Annotated in this window: 14 protein-coding genes; 9 read left to right on the top strand and 5 right to left on the bottom strand. The window is 59.1% G+C overall.

The window, feature by feature from the left end; all coding sequences use genetic code 11:
* Positions 1–9: 9 nt before the first annotated feature.
* The 3 genes from HUW35_RS03220 to ribA are packed head-to-tail and all read left to right on the top strand — an operon-like array spanning position 10 to position 1,793.
* Positions 10–492 (top strand): phosphatidylglycerophosphatase A, encoded by a 483-nt coding sequence (locus HUW35_RS03220; protein WP_181254217.1) that lies wholly within the window; start codon positions 10–12, stop codon positions 490–492.
* 12 nt (positions 493–504) lie between these two features.
* Positions 505–1,152, top strand: coding sequence for a TIGR02281 family clan AA aspartic protease (locus HUW35_RS03215; RefSeq protein ID WP_255463450.1), 648 nt, complete (start codon positions 505–507; stop codon positions 1,150–1,152).
* A 32-nt stretch (positions 1,153–1,184) separates the two neighbouring features.
* On the top strand, positions 1,185–1,793 hold the full coding sequence (ribA, locus tag HUW35_RS03210) for a GTP cyclohydrolase II (protein WP_078085155.1): 609 nt from the start codon (positions 1,185–1,187) through the stop codon (positions 1,791–1,793).
* A gap of 102 nt (positions 1,794–1,895) precedes the next feature.
* On the opposite strand, the gene pulA is transcribed toward ribA, so the two are convergent.
* Positions 1,896–5,306, bottom strand: a complete 3,411-nt coding sequence (gene pulA / locus HUW35_RS03205) for a pullulanase-type alpha-1,6-glucosidase (RefSeq protein ID WP_255463449.1) — start codon at positions 5,304–5,306, stop codon at positions 1,896–1,898.
* Positions 5,307–5,973: 667 nt separating this feature from the next.
* Here pulA and HUW35_RS03200 point away from each other — a divergent pair.
* From HUW35_RS03200 to HUW35_RS18820, 4 genes are all read left to right on the top strand, one after another.
* Positions 5,974–6,342 (top strand): DUF2750 domain-containing protein, encoded by a 369-nt coding sequence (locus HUW35_RS03200; RefSeq protein WP_181254216.1) that lies wholly within the window; start codon positions 5,974–5,976, stop codon positions 6,340–6,342.
* An 80-nt stretch (positions 6,343–6,422) separates the two neighbouring features.
* Positions 6,423–6,794, top strand: coding sequence for a VOC family protein (locus HUW35_RS03195; RefSeq protein ID WP_181254215.1), 372 nt, complete (start codon positions 6,423–6,425; stop codon positions 6,792–6,794).
* Between the two features lie 42 nt (positions 6,795–6,836).
* On the top strand, positions 6,837–7,766 hold the full coding sequence (locus tag HUW35_RS03190; RefSeq protein ID WP_181254214.1) for an SDR family oxidoreductase: 930 nt from the start codon (positions 6,837–6,839) through the stop codon (positions 7,764–7,766).
* 153 nt (positions 7,767–7,919) lie between these two features.
* A complete protein-coding gene (locus tag HUW35_RS18820; RefSeq protein WP_255463448.1) occupies positions 7,920–10,007 on the top strand; it encodes an SLC13 family permease in 2,088 nt (695 codons plus the stop codon).
* Positions 10,008–10,041: 34 nt separating this feature from the next.
* On the opposite strand, the gene HUW35_RS03175 is transcribed toward HUW35_RS18820, so the two are convergent.
* The gene (locus HUW35_RS03175) at positions 10,042–10,488 is read right to left on the bottom strand and encodes a CBS domain-containing protein (protein WP_255463447.1); all 447 of its coding nucleotides are present in this window, start codon (positions 10,486–10,488) and stop codon (positions 10,042–10,044) included.
* Positions 10,489–11,230: 742 nt separating this feature from the next.
* On the opposite strand from HUW35_RS03175, the gene HUW35_RS03170 reads away from it, so the two are divergent.
* Together HUW35_RS03170 and HUW35_RS03165 are read left to right on the top strand one after the other, a co-directional pair.
* Complete coding sequence (locus HUW35_RS03170; protein WP_181254213.1) at positions 11,231–11,710, top strand: hypothetical protein; 480 nt, start codon at positions 11,231–11,233, stop codon at positions 11,708–11,710.
* 238 nt (positions 11,711–11,948) lie between these two features.
* A complete protein-coding gene (locus HUW35_RS03165) occupies positions 11,949–14,006 on the top strand; it encodes a hypothetical protein (protein WP_181254212.1) in 2,058 nt (685 codons plus the stop codon).
* A 30-nt stretch (positions 14,007–14,036) separates the two neighbouring features.
* Here HUW35_RS03165 and HUW35_RS03160 read toward each other — a convergent pair whose 3' ends face one another.
* The 3 genes from HUW35_RS03160 to selD form a co-directional block, all read right to left on the bottom strand.
* The gene (locus tag HUW35_RS03160; RefSeq protein WP_181254211.1) at positions 14,037–16,127 is read right to left on the bottom strand and encodes a TonB-dependent receptor; all 2,091 of its coding nucleotides are present in this window, start codon (positions 16,125–16,127) and stop codon (positions 14,037–14,039) included.
* Between the two features lie 231 nt (positions 16,128–16,358).
* Positions 16,359–17,669, bottom strand: a complete 1,311-nt coding sequence (locus tag HUW35_RS03155) for an NAD(P)/FAD-dependent oxidoreductase (protein WP_181254210.1) — start codon at positions 17,667–17,669, stop codon at positions 16,359–16,361.
* Positions 17,670–17,919: 250 nt separating this feature from the next.
* A complete protein-coding gene (gene selD / locus HUW35_RS03150; protein WP_181254209.1) occupies positions 17,920–20,301 on the bottom strand; it encodes a selenide, water dikinase SelD in 2,382 nt (793 codons plus the stop codon).
* Positions 20,302–20,524: the final 223 nt, after the last annotated feature.

The raw sequence follows: 20,524 nt of genomic DNA, 5'->3' as shown, positions 1-20,524 counted from the left end.
CATATCGACATGACACCGACATTCGCACAACTGATCCGCAGCCCGGTATTGTTTCTCGCTTTCGGGTTCGGCTCCGGCCTGGCCCGCAAAGCCCCCGGTACTTTCGGGACCATTGCCGCCATTCCCCTCTGGTATGGCCTGCAGTTCCTGTCACCGGCTGCCTACCTGGGAGTGATCGCGATTACTTTCGCGTTCGGCTGCTATCTGTGCGGTGCCGCCTCGAAAAAGCTGGGTGTGCACGACCACGGTGGTATCGTGTGGGACGAGTTTGTTGGCTACTGGCTGACCATGTTTATGGCGCCCGCGGGCTGGATGTGGGCGCTTTATGGATTTGTGCTGTTTCGCATCTTTGATATCGCCAAACCGCAGCCCATCGGCTGGGCCGACCGCCGGGTGCACGGTGGTCTGGGCATCATGCTCGACGATATACTGGCGGGTATCTACGCTGCCCTGGTATTGCAGGGAACAGCGCTACTGTTAGACACATTCTGAGGCAGGAAGCCCATGAAAAGATTGGTAACAGGCTTTGTACTGACGGCACTGGCGGCCGGCGTGCCGGGACTTGTCTCGGCCGCGGAGGTCCGCCTGCAGGCGATCTTCGGCAGCAGCGCCATGTTTGAGATCGATGGCAAGCGGCGCATGCTGAAATCCGGTAAGACCTCACCTGAGGGGGTAAAGCTGGTATCAGTCACCAGTGAGCATGCGCTGGTAGAGATCGATGGCCGCGCACAGAAGCTGACCCTGGCCGCGCCCGTCGCCGCCAATTATGCAACGGTTGAGCGAGCGGAGGTTCGACTCAGCGCCGACGGTGGCGGTCACTACAGTACCGTAGCCTGGATCAATGGGCGCCGGGTCAATGTCATGGTGGACACCGGTGCGACCAGCATTGCGTTTAATTACCCCACCGCGAAAAGTCTCGGTCTGGACCTGGCCCGTGCGCAGCCGATGACGGTGTCTACGGCCAGCGGTATTGAGCGCGCATACAAGTTACAGCTCTCCAGCGTCACCATTGGCGGTATCACCGTGCACAATGTGGATGCGACGGTACTTGGCAATGATTTCCCGCAGGTGACTCTGCTGGGTAACAGTTTTTTGAGCCGCGTGGATATGCAGCAACAGGACGGCCTGTTACTGCTGCGCGCGCGCGATTGATGACGAATTTTGATGGAACGCGAGGTATCAGTTTGACCATTCGTTATGTGGAATCCTCAAAGCTTCCCACTTCCTGGGGAATGTTTGAGATGCACGGTTTCGAGGAAGTGGAAACCGGCAAGGAACATGTCGTTCTGAGCATGGGTGATCTGGATACCGATGCGCCGGTACTGGCCCGTATTCACTCGGAGTGCCTGACCGGCGATGCGCTGTTTTCTTTGCGCTGTGACTGCGGTGCGCAGTTACAGTATGCGTTGCACCGGATTGCGACGGAGGGGCGCGGTGCGGTGTTTTACCTGCGCCAGGAGGGACGCGGAATCGGCCTGCTGAACAAGATCCGCGCATACAAGTTGCAGGATTGCGGAGCGGATACGGTAGAGGCGAATGAGCGTCTGGGCTTTGGTGCAGATATGCGTGATTATTCGATCCTGAAGCCGATGATCGATCACCTGGGCATCAAGTCCATCCGCCTGATGACGAACAATCCGCGCAAGGTAAAGGCGCTGGAAGATCTGGGAGTCGAGGTCACTGAACGCCTGCCGCATCAAAGTGGTCGCAACCCGCACAACACCAATTATCTTTCTACCAAGAAGGGTAAGCTGGGACATCTCTTTGACGATGAAGAGAGTTCAGAAAAGTAACTTCCTCTCTTTACTCCCAAAGCGCCACTAAGGCGCAACACTGGAATGCGAAGGTCCCGATATCAGGACCTTCGCTTCAGCTATCCTGCTTCGTTCGAAGTATTAGAAAAGAGATTTCAGGAAATCGAAAAAGCCCTGTAGCTTTTCCTTCTTCTCCTGTTTTATCTCTTCAATTTTGTCCTTCAGTTTTTCTTTTTTACCAGCGTGCCGGTTTTCTACGAACACCGCGCTGGTTCGACCCGGCAGTGTGAAGGTTCCAGATTCTCGATCGAAGTCAGCAAAACGTAACTCGTGGTCTGCAGAGTGGCGCTGCATCGGATGCAACTTCAGATGAGAGCCGATAAGCGTATCGTCAGTGAAAGTAACGGTCTCTTTGTCGCCGTTGAACAGCACCACGATACGCCCATAGCGGCGGTCGATCTGGCCGGCGGAGTCTTCCAGCTGCATCGCAATCAAACCGGGAACCTGTTCCGGACCGGTATTCAGGAAGCTAACATGCTGTTGCACTTCCTCTGCCGTGGTCAAACGGAACAGTGGCGAGCTGTTGCGGATGGCGAGTTGCTCGCGGAAAATCGCAGCGCTGAATTCGCGGTGGTCTTTTTGCGGTGCCAGGTCCGGGTTGGCCAGAAGTGGCTGCATAATCCACCAGCTGTCCTCGTTTTTATCCGCAATAGGCAAGCCCTTGCCCCAGTTGCCCTGCTCAAACGTGAAGTCGATGGCATTGAACCAGTCACCGGAATTGTAACTGTCGCGATCCATGGATTTGGAGCGCAGGAAGTCCTGGCCCGCGTGGATAAACGGTATGCCCTGGGCGAATAACACCAGTGAGTTACTGAACGTCTGAATACGTGCGCGGTCTTCAATGGTTGCGGTGCTGTTGGCCTTGATCTGAATGCCGTCAAACAGCGTTTCATTGTCGTGGGCGGCAATGTAGTTGATGGATTCCTGCGGGTCGCCAGTGTAGCCCGTGGGCTGGCCGTTGTAGACAAGCTTCTCGCCTGTGGTGGTATTGCCGTAGGAATCCGTAAAGCGGTATTGCTTCAGGTTGCCGGCGAGAGAAACGCGTACCTTGTCGGCGAGGGTCAGCAGAGTCTGACGCTCGTCGCCCCAGAACTTGCCGTTGCTGTCGGTAAACAATCCGGTGCCGAATCCCTGTTCCTCAAAGCCGCCAAAAGGATTGCCGCCGCGTACGCTGTCGCGCAGGCGATCGTTGAAGGTACCCACGCCGCTGCCAGCCATATTGCCCTGGCGCGCCTGGACAAAGCGTGCATCGTCGACTACTTCGCCAAAGTTCCAACCCTCACCGTAGAGGTAGATGGATTTGCCATCCACTCCGGCGTTAGCCGGGGTGAGGGCGTCGAGCATGGCGCGGGTCTTCAGAATATTGTCGAGGCTGTGGTGTCCCATCAGGTCGAAGCGAAATCCGTCAACCTTGTAGTCTTTCGCCCATATCTCCATGGAGTCGAGCATCAACTTTTCCATCATGCGATGCTCGCTGGCGGTGTTTGCACAGCAGCTGCTCATCTCCACGCCGCCTTCACTGTTGCGGCGGTGGTAGTAGCCGGGAACGATTTTATCCAGAATGGAATTCTGGTACTGGCCGTAGGAGCTGGTGTGGTTGTAAACCACATCCATGACCACGCGCAGGCCGGAGCGGGAAAGCCCCTGTACCATTTCCCGGAATTCGCGGATTCGTGTGGGGCCGTTGGCATCGGTAGCGTAGCTGCCCTCGGGAACAGTGAAGTGCAGGGGATCGTATCCCCAGTTGAAACCGTCGCTATCGCGAACCGCGTTGACCGCCGCTTGTTGCTCGCTACTGTCCGCAGCAAAGGCGTCCAGGTTGGAGGGTTCCTGTTGCTGGCTTTTATCTTCATTGACCGTGGCGAAGTCGAATGCGGGTAGCAGGTGGATATGGGTCATGCCGGCCTGGGCAAGTTTTTTCAGGTGCTGCATGCCGTCGCTGCTGCGGCGGGTGAAGGCCTTGAAGGTGCCGCGCTCGCTCGCCGGGACCGTTTGATCTTTGATGGAAAAATCCCGCACATGTAATTCGTATACGGAAATATCTTCGGGGTTTTCCAGCGCAGGTTTGTGCAATCGTTGCCAGGCGCGGGGCTGCAGGTCGCGGTCATCCAGGTTGATGATCTGACTCTTGCCGCTATTCATCGATAGGCCGAGTGAGTAGGGATCTGTCACCAGGTTGGTTTCCATGGCATCGGAAAAATAGGAAAACACCTCCACTTCATACAGGTAGTAAGCGCGGTCCCATTCTTTGCCGACGCTGGCCTGCCACGCACCGTCCTGCTGGGTCATATTCACCACCATATCGGCGGTGTCAGATCCCGGAGTGGTAAACAGATGTAGTTTTACCGAGCGTGCGGTGGGTGCCCACAGCGCAAAGTCGATGCTGCCCGGCGCAACCTGGGCACCGAGTTTGCCGTCGTAGTAAAAAGCTTCGTCCAGCAGGCCCGCGAGCTGGATACCGGTGGCATCTTTCAGGTTGCCTTCGCTGTCATAAAGCGCGAGTGCGAGCTGGCCGGTTACCAGCTCGGCGAGCGGAACCTGGTCCGTTAGCGCGAACGCTGTCTGTCCTGCCAGGTGGGGGAACTTCTGCTGGCTCGATTCCGACAGCCCACTCACTGCCTGCAGAGGAAAGCTGCGGTCTGAGGCAATGCCGTCCGGTGTGATCTGAAGTGTGCCATCGGCACTGTACAGAAGCCTGACCTGATCCCCTTCGGCGGGGCTGATATTCCACGCGAAATGGGATGTATCCAGCCAGTGGGCTTTCTCCTGGGTGAGATCCCCGCGGGGAATACCGTTGGTGCTGACAATGACCTGTTTGCTGTTGGCATCGAAAGCGAAATAGATCTCGTCGCCGTCTTCAGCAACGGTAAACGGCACGTTGCCGCCGCCGTTGCCATAGCTTTCGTTCCAGCCCTCATTCAGGGCGACCTTGAATTCGTAGCTGCCAGCGGGAATCTCTGTGGTGAGCAATGTGTAGATGCCGTCCCCATCGCTGTCCTGCATCCAGCTGCGCAGGCAGTCCGGTTGCCAGTTGCCGGGGCAGCCGAGGGCGTTCTGGAAATTGCCGGCAACGGTGGCGATGGTGCTGTTGACGTTGCTGGTAATCCAGTGGCTCTCGTGGTCGTAATAGAACTTTACCGCGCGACTCTCACCCAGCTGCAATCCGATATTGGCGCCGTTACGGTAGCCGTTTGCACCGTAGTTCTCTTCCCAGCCGCCGTTCAGCGCTGCTTTGTATTCCCAGTTACCGGCGGGTACGGTAAACGTGCCCTGCCATTTGTCGTCGCTGGCATCGTAAGTCAGTTGCGTGCTGGGGCAGTCGGGCTGCCAGTTGCCGGGGCAACCGATGGCTTCCTGCAGGTTGCCGGGAATTCCCACCATGGTGGGGCTCGGGGTGTCTGAGGCCTGGGCCCGGTTGGCGTCAAAAATGGCGTGGGATAACAGACTGGCGGCCAGCAGCAGGCCAGCGGGCGTGGATAGCGTCGCTTGCATTAGGGTCTCTCTGGTTGGTTATTGTTATTCAGCTCGAAATCGGGGACATCGCTTCCCCGGGATCATTGGACGGAATATTGCGCCGGACTGCCTCCTCCCCGAGGGAGGGTGAATGAAAGCGGCGCCAGAGGTAGGGAGGTTCAGGAAGCGATTGGTCGGGAGGATGGGAGGGGCTGGTATCCGCTGACACTGTCACAAACCCTTCATAAAAGCGTCATCTGAAAGAAACCAATTAACGCCATTCTGTACTCGAGCAAGACGTTGCACCCGCTGCTTGCCAGGGAAGGGCAAAACAGTCAACTGATGGGATGGCGGGTTCAGTGAGTACGTCTATACTCAAAGTTATCTGATTGCTGAGGGTCGAGAAAGGTGATGTACCCTCAGCGCTCCGATATAAAGGCCGGCATAATGCCGGCTTTTGTTTTTCTGCCACTTTTGTTTCGCCCCTGTTTCCGGGCCTGAGCCGCACTTTCCTGGCGCGGTCCTGTACCTTCACTTCCGTTCCCCTTGTCTGATTCTCTCTGCGACCGCGTGCTCCCACACCGCTGTTTTATCCGGGATCCTGTGCCCACAGGGTGTCTCGGGCAGCCTACGGATCAGCGCAAGTTTCTACTTATCCGGGCCATTCTGGCGTAAACTGCGAAAATCACTTTTAAGGCTAGCCGGTATGGAATTGGAACCGCTCGGAGAAGATTTTGAGGAAAACTGCGACCGCTTTTTACCGGAAGCGGTAGAGCAGGGGTGCGTGTGGGCCCTGGAAGGGGAAGAGGGGTTTGCGCTGTGTGAATCGGAGCGTCATGCTGACACCGATGTCATGCCTTTCTGGTCCCAGCGGGAATTCGCCGAGGCGCATGTTGCCGACGACTGGGCGGACTATCAGGTAGTACCCGTCGACCTCGAAGAGTTTATGGATGACTGGCTGACCGGTATGCATGAAGATGTATTACTGGTGGGCATCAACTGGAATGCGGATTTGGAGGGTGAGGAGATAGAACCTCTGGACCTTCTCGAGCAGCTGGAGCAGGAGCTTCAGTAGTCCGTTTGCCGGCGAACAAAAAACATACAAGAGCAAAGCGGTGACAGCTCAGGAAACAAATCTCCAGGAGGAGGTCTGAGGTGAGTCAGTTTTTGGGGGTGCGCAGTGTCATCTACGGCGTGCCAAACCTGGAAGAGGCCAAGGCGTGGTACACCACGCTGTTGGAAATCGATCCTTACTTTGAAGCCGAGTGCTATGTGGGCTTCAACGTCGGCGGTTTCGAGTTGGGGCTGGATCCGGATGCGCGCAATGTGACCAGCCGTGCCGATGGAGTTGTGGCTTACTGGGGCGTTGAAGATATCGCCTCCCAGGTGGAGCGGATCAACAGCCTGGGTGCACGCCAGCACGGTGAGATTGTCGATGTGGGAGAAGGCATACTGATGGCCAGTTTCCTCGACCCGTACGGCAACGTTTTCGGCCTGATCGAAAACCCCCACTTCAAACTGACATAAACCCCGGACCGAGTTTATTGGACGCAGTATTGGAGCAGTAACGTGAGCAAGCCCCCCGCCAACCGGTTTCGTCCCTCCGATCACGCTTTCGCCGTCGAGAGCCTGGCCCAGATCGGACGCGGATACGTGGTCCCGGACCGGGTGGCGCTGATCACCGGTTGCTCCAGCGGTATCGGGCGCGAACTGGCGCTCGCCCTGCACAGTCGTGGCACCATCGTTATTGCTACCGCGCGGCGCGCGGAGAGCCTGCAGGAACTGGCAGACGTGGGTATTGCCACCGAGTCCCTGGATGTGAACTCGCAGGCGGATATCAACCGCGTGGTACACGCGATCAAGACCGCCTATGGCCGCCTGGATATTCTGGTAAACAATGCTGGGTACGGCCAGATGGGACCGCTGCTGGAACTGGATACCCGCACTCTGGAAGCCCAGTTCCGCACCAATGTGTTCGCCCCCATGGCCCTGGCGCGAGCCTGTGCGCCGCTGCTCAAATCCCGTGGTCACGGCATCATCTGCAATATCGGCTCGGTTTCCGGTGTGATGCCGACGCCGTTCTCCGGCGCCTATTGCGCATCCAAATCCGCCCTGCACACCCTGTCCGATGTGCTGCGCCTTGAGCTGAAACCTTTTGGTATCCGCGTGGTGACGGTGCAGCCGGGGGCGATTGCCTCCGAGTTCGGGCGCCATGCGGAGATTTCCCTGCGTGGCCTGCTGGCCCCGGATTCCTGGTACAAACGCAGTGAAGACCACGTGCGCGCGCGCGCAGTGGAATCCCAGCAGAATGCCACTTTGGCGAGGGACCTGGCCAAACACCTGGCTGCGGAGTTACTGCGCAAACGGCCGGCCACCCTGTTGCGTATCGGCAACAAAAGCCGCCTGCTGCCCTGGGTGGCCCGCTGGCTGCCGCGCTGGCTGCGCGATCGACTGCTGTCCAAGCGCTTCGGGCTTAAAAGGCTGCACGTCTCCAATTAATCCTCTGCGCATGTCTGCGCAGGTTTCCTCCTTCATGTGACTTCCGCTGCACGCTCTGCGTCCACATCCGGGCGCAGCGCGACAAATCCACTATGTTTGTGATTGGCCCGATGATTTTCCTCGGGCGCCAGATGCCGGAAATCCTAATACTCCATGTCTCTCGACCAGATTGTCATCCTGCTGATTCTCGCGGTTACCGTGGTCCTGTTTATCTGGGGCCCCTGGCGTCACGATATGGTGGCGCTGGCGTCCCTGCTGGCCTGCGTATTTGCCGGTTTGATCGAACCGGAGGATGCGTTCACCGGCTTTGGCCACCCGGCGGTGGTGACCGTGGCCTGCGTATTGATATTGAGCCGCGGGCTGCAGAATACCGGCGCCATGGATGCTCTGGCGCATAAAGTCATGCCGCGACGGGGCGGTATTACCCTGGCAATTACCACGCTCACTGCGCTGGGGGCCGGTATGTCTGGCTTTATGAACAACGTGGGTGCCATGGCGCTCTTGATGCCGGTGGCCACGGACCTGGCCGATCGCTACCAACTGCCTCCGGGCAAGGTGCTGATGCCGCTGTCGTTCGGCACCATCCTCGGCGGAATGACCACCCTGATCGGCACGCCGCCGAATCTGATTGTCTCCGGTTTTCGCGCGAGTGCGGGGGCGGGCAGTTACGGCATGTTCGACTTTACCCCGGTGGGGCTGGTGGTGGCGCTGGTGGGGGTGTTGTTTGTTTCCCTGATCGGTTGGCGTCTGGTGCCCGCGCGTACCCAGGCGGGCGCTGCATCCTTCGATACCGGTACTTACCTGACCGAAGCGCTGGTGGGGGAAAAGAGTGCGGCCGTCGGCAAGTCCCTCGCCGAACTGGTGAAAATGATCGGCGATGAAGATGCCCAGGTAATCGGGCTGGTACACAACAATGCGCGGGTCTCCACTGCCATGCCCGGACTGCGGGTGCGGGCGGGGGACATCCTGGTGATCGAGTCGGAACCGGAGTCCCTGTCTGCGGTGCTGTCCAATCTGGGCCTTAGCCTGACACCCGCTGCGGAGGAAACCGACAAAGACAACGGGAAACAAAACGGCAAAGACAAGAACAAACGCAAAGACAGTGGCGAGCGCGGCGAGGAGGCCAGCGGTGAGGCGGAGCAAGCGCCGGCGAGGGCCGCTGCCAGCGATGGCAGTGCTCGCAAGAATGGCGAAGCTGAACAGGTGACGATTCCGCCCGAATTGACCCGAGCCGACAGCGGGCAGCCCAGCGCAGCGTCCGCAGCCCCACCGAAAGAAGCGGAAAAAAAGGGGGCGCGAGGGAGCGAACAAGAACTGCAGGAAGACGATAAACAAGACGAGAAACAAGAAGAGGAGCAGGAGAAAAAGCGCGCAAGGGATCGCGCGGACCTCACCCTGCGCGAGCTGGTGGTGATGCCGGACTCCTTCCTGATCGGCCGCAGTGCCGAGAACCTGCGTCTCGCTGGCCGTTATGAAATCAACCTGCTGGCGCTGTCCCGTCAGGGCCGCCGCTCGGTCAAGCGCCTGCGTTCCACACCGCTGATGGCGGGGGATGCGCTGCTGATGATGGGAACCGAGCCCAACCTGCGCAACTTCGCCAATGAACAGCGCTGTGTTCCCCTGGCGCAGCGGGATATATCGATACCCAACAAGGAAAAGGCCTACGTGGCGCTGGTGGCCATGGCGCTGGCGGTGGCCGGGGCGGCCTTTGGGCTGCTGCCGGCAGCCATCTCTTTCGCCACCTGTGCGGTGGCGTTTATGGCGCTGAAGGTAGTGCCACTACGCAATATGTACGAGGCCATCGACGGCTCGGTAATTGTACTGCTGGGGGCGCTGATTGCCGTTGCCGGAGTAATGGAGTCCACCGGGGCGGCGGATTTGGTGGCTAAATCCATGCTGGATAACCTGGCCCGGGGCAACCCGGTTATCGCGCTGGTGCTGATCCTGGTGGTGACCATGACTCTGTCGGATTTCATGAACAACGCGGCCACCGCGGCGGTGATGTGCGCCATTGCACTCAGTGCCGCGGCGCAGCTTGAGGTAAACCCGGACAGCTTCCTGATGGCGGTGGCTATCGGCGCTTCCTGCGCATTCCTGACCCCCGTGGGGCATCAGAACAACACCCTGATCCTGGGGCCCGGTGGATTCAAGTTTGGCGATTACTGGCCCATGGGGCTGCCCATGGAAGTGCTGGTGGTCGCGGTATCGGTACCCACATTGCTGTGGATTTGGCCGCTGTGAGCCTCCGCTTCAGCTTCCCGATCGGGCAGCGTATTCAGGCGACCGAATCGTCCGTCGGCTGCGCCAGGTCTGCCAGATACTGACTGCAGAAGCGCAGCGCGTCGGTAACCGTAACGATGCCCGCCAGCTCGCCTTCTTTCATCACCAGTACCGAGCCGATCCCGGTATCCGCCATGGCCAAAAGGATCTTGTCCAGCGGGTCGTGGATATCCGCGATATACGGGCGCCGGGCGCACAGGTCGCGGACATACAGCTGCTGCTCTTCCAGACGGTGTCCCGGCGCGCGGGTGCGCTCGATATCGCCGCGGGAGATGATGGTCTCCAGATCGCCGTCACGGGTCACCGGCAGGTGGTGAACCTCGTGCTCTTCCATCAGCGCTTCCGCGTCTTCGATGGGCGCATCGATATCGATATGGTAAGGAAATGGCGTCATCAGTGCCGCCAGGGTGGGCATATGGTGTATATCCCGTACTTTTGCCATAACGTGTTTTCCCCCTGCATGGTTTATTGATTCGGCAAAACAGGTCTGAAACCATCCCAAGAATAGATCAGCGGCCGGGGCTTCATGGAGAAAGATACGGAGAGTTACGCGTGAAACGCCTGTCAGGTGTATGTAAGCGGCGAGGCAATATACACGCTAATAAGTAAAAATAAGTTTAAGTTTGTTGGCGGATTTACCACAAAACAGTATTATTGACGCGCTAAGGGGTTCTCCCGTCAGGCCGGTTAACCGCAGTTTCGTTTCCCGGATGTTGGATAAATAAACGCTCTCCACTTGAATTGCCGGGAATCGGCACCACCATGTTGGAATTGACGAATTTAGTCGCAAAATCAATCTGTTTGAAAACGGTTAACGTATACCTTTCTGGATTTTAGGGGGGCTTCCCCAGGTATCCCATTAGCTGGATAAGATGCGTAAATGTGCATTCACCGTTGCCACCGTATCACCGGTTGAACCGGGAATTCTGGAGCCTGCCTCTGGTTTATATGCTGTTTATCAGAGTTTTGTGCGGTACTTCCTTTCCCTTGCAGGAAATAAAGAGAGTTTAAATCCTATATAACGACGCGTTTGCGATGATGTCTGGCGCGTCGGCATATTTGAATATTTACGGGTTTATATCCGGTTTCCCGAATTAAATCGAAATTTAATACTTCTGGTGGCCGTTCACCAGAAAACTACTATCACTACATACAACACTACATATATCGAGGCTCAAATATATATGTTTCAGGAATACGATCAGATCGAACAGCAAATCGCTGAACACCAGGCAAAAATAGAAGAACTGCAGGAGCAGATGGCGAAGGCCGAACGCAAGAAGCAGGGTGTGATTGCCTTCGACAAGGCGCTGGTGAACCTGGCCGCCGAGTACGAAATGGAAGAGGAAGAGCTGTACGGTGCGCGCGGCGAGCAGATCGTCGACTGGCTGGTCTCCCAGCTCAGCAATGAAGATGCGCCGGAATACGTGCGCAGCCTCAAGGCCCGCGTTGCTCGTGCCCTCAAGCGTGAGGGTGAAGCCCCGCGTCGCACCGCCCGTCGTGCCTCCACTGCGGCCAAGCCGGCTGAACCGAAGCTGGAAACCGGTCACTACCGCAACCCCTACACCAATGCCACTATCGAGAAGAAAAAGCGCAATCCCAAGCAGCTGAACCAGTGGGTTGCCGAGCACGGATTGGAAAAGGTAAAAACCTGGAAAATCTGATCCGGCTTTCTCGGGGCAAGCGTCCCGGGAAACCTCTAAAAAGCCCCCGACAGTCCCAGCTGTCGGGGGCTTTTTATATATGGGGCGCACAACTGTTCCCGTACCGGAGCAACGTCATTCAATTCACGTCAATCCGCGGAATACCGCGCAATCCGGTCAACAACCGCTGCTTTATTCGGCAATACTTTTTTGTGGTCGAAGGCAAATGCCGTAATTGAAGTTCGACAAGGAGTCCCCCGTGCCAGTGAGGCCTGTATCCCCGGGTATCGAAACCCTCCACACGTGTCTGCACGACGGGTGGAAACTGCTTGTCTGCCTCCTTCTTACCGGCTGTCTCGCCGCCTGTAACTTCGACAGCGATTCCGACAATCGCGCACTCGGTAACCCCAACGTCAGCAGAAGTAGCAGTTCCAGCAGCTCCAGTGGTGGCACCGGACGCAGCCAGGGGAGTGGCGAGGAGATGACCGGTGTTTTCGCCGCCGGGGGTGTTCAGGGCCTGCGCTTTCGCACCGATAGCTTTTCCGGGCTCACTGACGGCGACGGCACCTTTCGCTATCGCGACGGGGAAGTGGTGGAATTCTCCCTGGGCGGGATAGTACTGGGCGCTGCGCTTGGCGCACCGCAGTTGACCCCGTTTGACCTGGTAGGAGCGAGCCCCTACACCAGTGAGGTGGACCTGCGTGTGGCACTGGGCAATCACCAGTGGGTGGATCCCCTCGACCAGGTAGCGAATATGATGCGGCTGTTCCTGATTCTCGATCGGGACCAGGACCCGGATACGGGTATCGACCTGAGCGATTGGGATGCGGACCTCGCCGACTACCAGCTCGATCTGGACTATGACCTTTACGCCTTCCCTTACCGCCGCGGAATTGATTCCCTGCCGGCGATAACCAGCCGCTTCTCTATCAAATACCAGTTGCCGCTCGAGTTTCCCCTGATCTATCTCTACGACGCCCTCGGCATTATCGTACCCGCGCGCGTACCCGTGCGTGAGACCCGCGATATTGGGGATAACAATACCATCGAGCAGGAAGTGCTCTGGGTATACAGCGACCTCGGTCTGCCCTTGGAACTGCGACTTACCTTCGAGCCGGAGGATGAGGACAGCTGGCGCGAGCGGTTGAGCTACGAGTACGACACGCAGGGGCGCCGGGTGCTGTCCCTTCGTGAAAATGACACCGATGAAGATGGCAACGTGGAGTTTTTCTACCGCTCCGAGCGCTTTTACAGCAAGCGCGGTTTTCTGGTCGAGGTGGTCGAGGAAGACGGCCAGCTACAGGTCAGTGAGCGACGGGTTTATCGCTTTGATTACGACGATGGCGGCAATCGGATAGTGTCCGTGTTCGAGCTGGACGACGATGTCGACGGATTGCTGGACTCGGTGTACCGGGTAGAGCGCCTGTTCAACGATGATGGCCTGCTGGACTGGTGGCTGGAAGAGGCGGACCTCAACGCGGACGGTCGCATAGAGCGCCGCCAGCGTATTGAATTCCGCTACAACAGCAACGGACGCCTGCTGGAGCAGGTGGATACCCTGGATAACGGCGATCTTTCTCCCGTCGACGGCGTGGTGGATGTGCGTATCGAGGTGGGTTACCGCTACGGTGGCAACGAGCGCCTGCTGCGGGAAACCCAGCGCTTTGATGACAATGGCGATGGTGTGGTGGATCGCGAAAACACATTCGAGTATGCCTATCTCAGCGATGGAAGGCTGCGCCGGCAAACCTGGGAATACGATGTGAATGCCGACGGCGCGGTGAACACGCGGCGCACTTTCGAATATCGCTATCGCAGCAGTGGTGAGCTGATCGAGGAGGTGATGACCCTCGATAACAATGCCGATGGCATTGCCGAGGCTCGGGAGGTGACCGAATATCGCTACAACAGCCGCGGTCAGCTGCGACAGACGGAGATCGCCGTGTACAACGGCGCCGAGGACCTGCAAAGCCTGCTGACCATTTCGCGAGAATACGGTAGCCATGGGCAGCTGCTGAGCTGGTACCGGGAGGGTGAGGGCCGCACCGGCACTACCAATACGCCCATCCGCTTGCGCTGGCAGTATCTGGAAATCGCGGACGGGCTGCGTTACCTGATCGATCATTTCCGCTATCGCGAGCCGGCGTTTACGGAGGTCGGTGTCACTGACCTGAACCAGCCCTGTGAGGATTACCGCTTCGCCCAGGACGGCCCCGTGTGTGCGCTCAGCTGGCCGGCGCGTTGGCAGTTGTTGTGGTCCGAAACCTGGTTGGCACCGGGCCTGAACCTGGGTGGCCCGGTGGTGGTCCGACCCTAACGGTGACCTGTAACCCAGGCGCTGCTTCCGTTAGAAAACGAAACGGATATCCGCATACAGGCTGCGGGGCTCGCCGATAAAGTAGCGGTCACCACCGCCGAGGCTGGAATAGTCTGCGCGCTCCGCGTAATCCACATTGGCCAGGTTCTCCACCCGGATGCCCAGGCTGGTGGACACTCCCAGTGACTGCCGCAGGCGCAGGTGTAGCAGGTCGTGCCCGGCGTAGCGATGGGCATTTTCGATATCCGTGAAATAACTGCCCGTGTACTGCCACTGCAGGGCGACCTGTGTGGCTTGCCGCGGCTGCCAGCTCAGGCTCAGGTTGTGCAGGTTGCGCGGTGCGGTATCGATATCGTTGCCGCGGCTGTCGATCGGCCCGGAGCCCGGTGCGCTGACATTGTTGGTGTAGCGGTGGCGGGCGAAAGTGCCGGCTAGCCCCAGGTCCCACTGATCGGCCAGCGCCCACTGCACTTCGTACTCCAGCCCGTAATGCCTGCTGGCACCGCCGCCCAGGTTCAGTCGCGCGGAGGACTGAAACACCACATCCTCCTTTTCCATATAAAAGCCGGTCAGGCTGTAGCGAAGCGTCGTACCCCAGCGGCGCAGGCCGAGCTCGATACTGTCGATGGATTCCGGCTCCAGATCCGCATGCATCTGGCCGTTCTGCAGGCGATACAGTTCGCTGGCCTGGGGCGCGCGAAATCCGTGCGCCAGACGCAGAGACCCGTTCAGGTCTGCGGAAAACTCGTGTACCAGGCTGGCATTGATGGAAACACTGGTGAAGTCGTCGCGGCGATCCTCGGGACGGGTATAGCGACAGCCCACAGCGCCGGTAAAACTGCTGATACACAGGCCGCCGCTGTCGGTGGTATCGCCGCTGCGCATGCGGTTGTCGTAGTCGTAACGCAGGTATTCTATCCGGCCGCCAAGGGTTGCGCGGGTTGTGTCGGCGATCGCTTTCTCTCCCTGCGCAAAGGCGGCGGCGAGTGCCGCGTCTACCTGATAGTCATACTGTTTGCCCGCGGGAAAAACCGAGAATCCCCCTTCCTGGGTCTGGCGCAGCCAGGCATCGGTGAATTCGAGATCGACACCGCTGGTCATATCCAGGGTTTCACTGGCGGCGAAGCGATAAGTACTCTGCAGCCCCAGCCCGCGCTGGCCGTTTTCCTCCAGGGGCGTGCCCGGCAGAAAGTGCATCAGAAACGCCATATCCGTGTAGCGGACATAGGGGGTGACCTGGAGTGTACTGCCATCGTACAGTGACTTTTCCAGCCGCACCTGAGCGCGCGCAGACTGGCTGTCGCGGAAGGCCTCCGGGTTGGGATTTTCCCGTTTTCGATCCCCGTCTCTGAAGGCATCCTTACCGGTAACGTAGCCGGCGGTCTCCTGATTCAGGTTGCTCAGGCTCAGCAGCGCGCGGCTGGACCAGTCCGACCACTGTCCATCGTGGCGCAGTTGCAATTTCTGCTGGTCAAAGCCGGCGTTTTCCTTGAAGCCACCGTCATGGGCACCGTTAAAATTGATGCGGTAACCCCCTTGTGAGTCGCCGCGACTGTGCCCCAGGCGGAGTCGAGTGTAATCATTGGCACCGCCCTCCAGTGCCAGCGTAGATTCCTCGCCATCTGCCGGTGGCTGGCTCAGGAGATTGATCACGCCGTGCTGGGCGTCGGAGCCGTACAGTACGCCACCGGGGCCGCGCAGCACCTCGATACGTTGCGCCTGCTCGAAATTGCCATCGAACAGCTGGTTGACGTTACAGAAACCGGTACCGCGCAGCGGAATCCCTTCCTCGGTGATCGCAAAGGCGCCGCAGCTGCCGGCACCGGTGAGTACCGGCGAGCGGATGGCGATCAGGCTCTCCTGACCATTGCCGCGGCTGATCAGGGTGCCCGGTACTGCGGTCAATGCCTGACTCGGATGGATGGGGCTGATGGCGAGCAGAGTATCCCGGCTGACACTGGACAGGGATTCGGCCAGCTCGCTGCGCGGGCGTGGTTCGCGGGTGCCGGTGACGGTCAGCTGTTCCAGCTGCTCGGACTGAGCAAGACTATCTGCTGCGATCGCGCCACCAGCGACGGCCAGTAGCCCTGTGGCGACGAGGGATTGATGGAAGCGATGCATCGCTGTGGGGTTCCTGTACTTTCTCTGGCTCCCGCCGGGGGAAATGTTGCCATTGTACGGGATATCTGCGCAGAGCAGTGCCCGGGCGAAAGTGGCTCAGCTTTGTTTTTTAAACGCATTCTCACCTTCGGATGGCGTACCGACATTCGTTATCAGTAAGGCAGCAGCGACAAATAAAAAGAGGCCCCGCAGGGCCTCTTTTTAATTTGTCGGTAAACGTGCACAACGGAATCAGTGCATTTTCAGCCGCGGCTTCACAAAGCGGTTGGCCTGCCCGATCAGGTACAGCAGCATGGCCTTGGGCCAGCCGTGCAGGGCCGCGAGGTGCATGCGGTAGAGGGAGCGGTAGGCGAGTCCGGCGAGGCGTCCCTCTATGGTCAGGCTGCCTTTCACCAGGCCGCCCATCAGGCTGCCCACCGCATCGAACTTGGACAGGGATACCAGTGAGCCACGGTCTTTGTAGGTAAATGGCTGCAGGTCCGCATCGGGATTTTCCACCAGTGCGATCAGGTTGTCGCGAGCGGTCTTCGCCATCTGTTGTGCGGCCTGGGCGCGCGGTGGCACCTTGTGCTCGGCGGCGTCGATACAGCCGGCGCAGTCGCCGAGGGCGAAAATACTCGGATCGCTTTTACTGCGCAGCGATGCTTCCACTTCAATTTGGTTCTGGCGATTGACGCTGAGACCATCCATCTCCCGCAGGAAGTCCGGTGCCTTAACACCTGCGGCCCACACGCGGATCGCCGCGGGAATTTCCTCGCCTTCGCGGGTTACAAACCCCGTGCCGGTGGCTTCGGCTACCTGGGTGCCGGTGAGTACCCGCACTCCCAGGTTGGACAGTTCCTTCTGCGAACTGTTACCCAGTCTCGCGGGAAGGGCGGGCAGCAGGTGGGGGCCGGCTTCGATCAGGGTGACTTTGAGATCGCCGTTTTTGATGCGTCCGTAATGCCCCATCTCGTGTACCGCGTCCACCAGTTCCGCGGCCAGTTCCACACCGGTGGCGCCGCCGCCGACAATGGCGATGGCCACGCTCTCGGCAACACGGCTTTCCAGTTGCAGGAACTGATCCAGCAGGCGGGTGTGAAATTTCTGGGCCTGCTCGGCGCTGTCCAGGAACTGGCAGTTCTCACGCACACCGGGGGTGTTGAAGTCATTGCTCTGGCTGCCTAGGGCAAATACCAGGTAGTCGTATTCGAGCTTGCGCGGCGGTACCAGCGGTTGCCCGTCTTCACTGCACACTTCCGCAAGCTCTATGGTTTTTGCTTCGCGATCAATGCCCTGCAGGCTGCCCAGCTCAAACTGAAAGCCGTTGGCACGGGCGTGAACCTGGTAATTCAGCGCGTCGAGGCTGGAGTCCAGTGCGCCGGTGGCGACCTGGTGCAGCAGAGGCTTCCATATATGGGTACGTTTTTTATCGACCAGGGTGATTTCCGCCGCGGGGGATTTATTGCGGCGATGAAAGCGTTTGAAAGAGAAGTGACGGCCGAGACTGGTGGCCAATTGCAGACCGCCGGCACCACCGCCGACAATTACGATCTTCTTCATTGCAGAGATTTCCTGTAGAGCTAAAAAACTGTGCTCTTCGCGCGCCCGTGCACTGCCGGAGATCTGGCTCCGGGTCGACAGGTGTCGAAAATAATTACTGATCGGGCGGCGGTCTCTGTGAAGACTCGATCGGGAAAGCTACATTGCCTCTCCCTTAATTCTATTCGCGCAATACTAACGCACTCAGTCCGTTTAGCAACGGCCAGTTGGTTTCAAGCGTAAGGGTTTTGCGTAAGGCAGCAAGCGTCGGTCAGGAAATCATCTCGCTGTAGCGATTGGCCATTTTCCTCCAGTCGCCGCTTTGGGTCAGGTGTACCGGTTGTGGCGTGTAGGGCAGCTGTTCCCGGTCTTCCGGTAGTTCGTCGACAAATCCGATCACGCTGGCGTGGCGACAGCCCGCCGCGTGCAGTGCCGCCACGCAGCGCTCGGCGATATCCGCCGGCACCGAGGCCAGCAGGCCACCGCAGATCTGTGGGTCCACCAGAAGGGGCAGCAGCGGGTCCGCACGCCATGCTGTGGGGTTCTGTAGCGCCGCGTAAGTACGGGTATTGTGCTGGTGCAGGCTGGAAAGCAGGCCGCGTTCTGCGCAGTAAGTCGCACCGGGCAACAATGGCAGCGCATCAGCAAACAGACTGGCGCCAAGATCGGCCTGGTGCTGGCCGCTGGCGGGCTCGACTCGCTGCGGGTTAATCCGGTCACTGCGCCATTGCAGCATCTCCAGCAAATGGCCCAGCAGTCCGTAACCGCTGATACCGGTAATGGCACTGGCGCGATGAGCGGCGAAGATTTCCGCTGCGGTGGCGTTGCTCTGCAACATCATTTCCAGTGCCTGTTGTAGCCAGCGACTGCGGGCTTTGCCGTGACGCTCTGCCGCGAACAGGACGCCGGTGCCAATGGGCTTGGAAAGGATCAGACAGTCTCCTGCGCGCATGCCCGATTTTCCCAGCAATTGCTGCCGCTCTGCGGCGCCACTGACGGTGAGGCCCAGTTGCAACTCGCTGCCTTCGAAGGTGTGTCCACCGCTCAGGGTGCAGTGGTGCTGGTTCAGCTCGCGTACGGCGCCGTCGAGAATCTGTTGCAGGTCGCGCACCGCCAGCTCGGGGGCCGCGGTGGGCAAGGTCACCAGCGCCTGCGCCGCCACCGGTTGGGCCTGGGCGGCGAGTACATCCGTGAGTGTATGCAGCGCTGCCAGGCGTCCGAATAGCCAGGGGTCGGAGACGGGTGCGCGCATCTGCTGTGAGCGTTGCACCAGCCACTGACCTGGGGGGAGTTGTGGGGTAGCGGATTGCTCGGTGTGGCCTGCAGCCGCAGTCGGCTGCGATGGCAGCCTGGCCAGTGTCCGCTCGAGAATATCGTTGCTGATTCTGGCGCCGGTACCGCCGCCCTGCAGGCCGGCCACGGAGATATTGTTGCGCTGTTGCAGCCCCCTGGGTTGCGGTCGCAGTAATTGGCGCAGAAGAGAAGGGGGAGTCTGTTGTGCGCCTACCGGCAGTGCGCTGAAGCGCTGCATGAAGTTGCGCTCGCGCTGGTCTTTCCAGTGCCACAGGGCACTGTTGGCGACGGAAAAGCCTCCGCGACAGGCAATAGCGCGGTGATTGCCGCAGGTCACCAGTTGAAGCAAGTGTCTGCGAGGCCGATAGGGCTTGAGGGGCTGCTCCAGCAGGGTCGCGCGCAAATTGTGGTAGAGCGTAGGTCCCTGGTGCAGGGCAGTGTTGGCAGATTTTTCTTCGGCTGTGTGGAGTGTGGGTGGTTTTGCCGGGCTAGCCACATCTCCGGCGGCGAAGATATACGGATGTCGCTCGGCGCGCAGGTATTCATCTACCAACACAAACCCCTGGGCATCCAGGGCCAATCCAGACTGGCTCAACCACGGCGGCGCGCCCGCCTCGGTACACAGCAATACCTTATCCATTGGCAGAAACTCGCCATCATCGCTGTGTACACCGCTGTGGGTAATTTCCGCAACCCGCCAGTTGCGATGGGGGTGAATGTTCAGCCGGTTGAGCTCACGCGCAATCAGCCTGCGGGTCAGCAGTGGGTAACCCTCGGGCAGCTTGTTACCCGCGTGCAGCAGGTGTATTTCAACCCTACCGCTGTAAACCGGTTCCTCCAGCGCCGAGGAGATGGCCATGGCCAGTTCACAGCCGCCGAGACCGCCGCCTACTACGCCGAGCCGCAGCGGCTGGTGCTCGGTGTGGATCTGTTGCTTCAGCTGTTCCCAGTAACGGTGGAAGTGGCCGATGGGTTTGACCGGTATGGCGAGCTCGGAACCGGGAATATTGCGGCAGGGGGTGGCGCCTATATCCAGTGACAACAGGTCGAACTCCAGGTCCGGTCGTCCCAGCAGGGAAACCGTGCGTTCGTTCGGATCGATCTGATGTGCGCAGGCCTGGATAAAACGGGCGCCGGCGGCGCGACACAGGCGTGGCAGGTCGATATGGATATCGCTGAAGCCATAATGCCCGGCGATCATCCCGGGGAGCATACCGGCGTAGGCACTTTGTACCTGGGGGGAAACAAGGGTAAGTCGAACCCCGGGCAGTGGGTTGCTGGCCCACAGCTGCAGAAGAATCGCATGGCTGTGTCCGCCGCCGATCAGGACGATGTCCTGATAATGTGGGTGTTCCCGCATGTTCTGTTTACCTACCTGTTTCACCGAGACCCATCGATTCACAGAGATCTTTGTCGGGGCTTGCCGCCGTCCACTGACTGTGACCCGGCAGCGGAGCCGTTTACGTCAGCGTCAGTGCATCAATGGCGCCTGTTGTAACCCGGCTAAGGTTGCCGACTGAATGACACGGCGCTCCCTGCGAACTGTTCGAAATATAAACAGTGTAATGGGGTCCCGAGGATTA

This window comes from Microbulbifer sp. YPW1, from assembly GCF_013367775.1.
GTDB lineage: Bacteria > Pseudomonadota > Gammaproteobacteria > Pseudomonadales > Cellvibrionaceae > Microbulbifer.
This window is presented reverse-complemented; position numbering and strand designations above follow the sequence as displayed.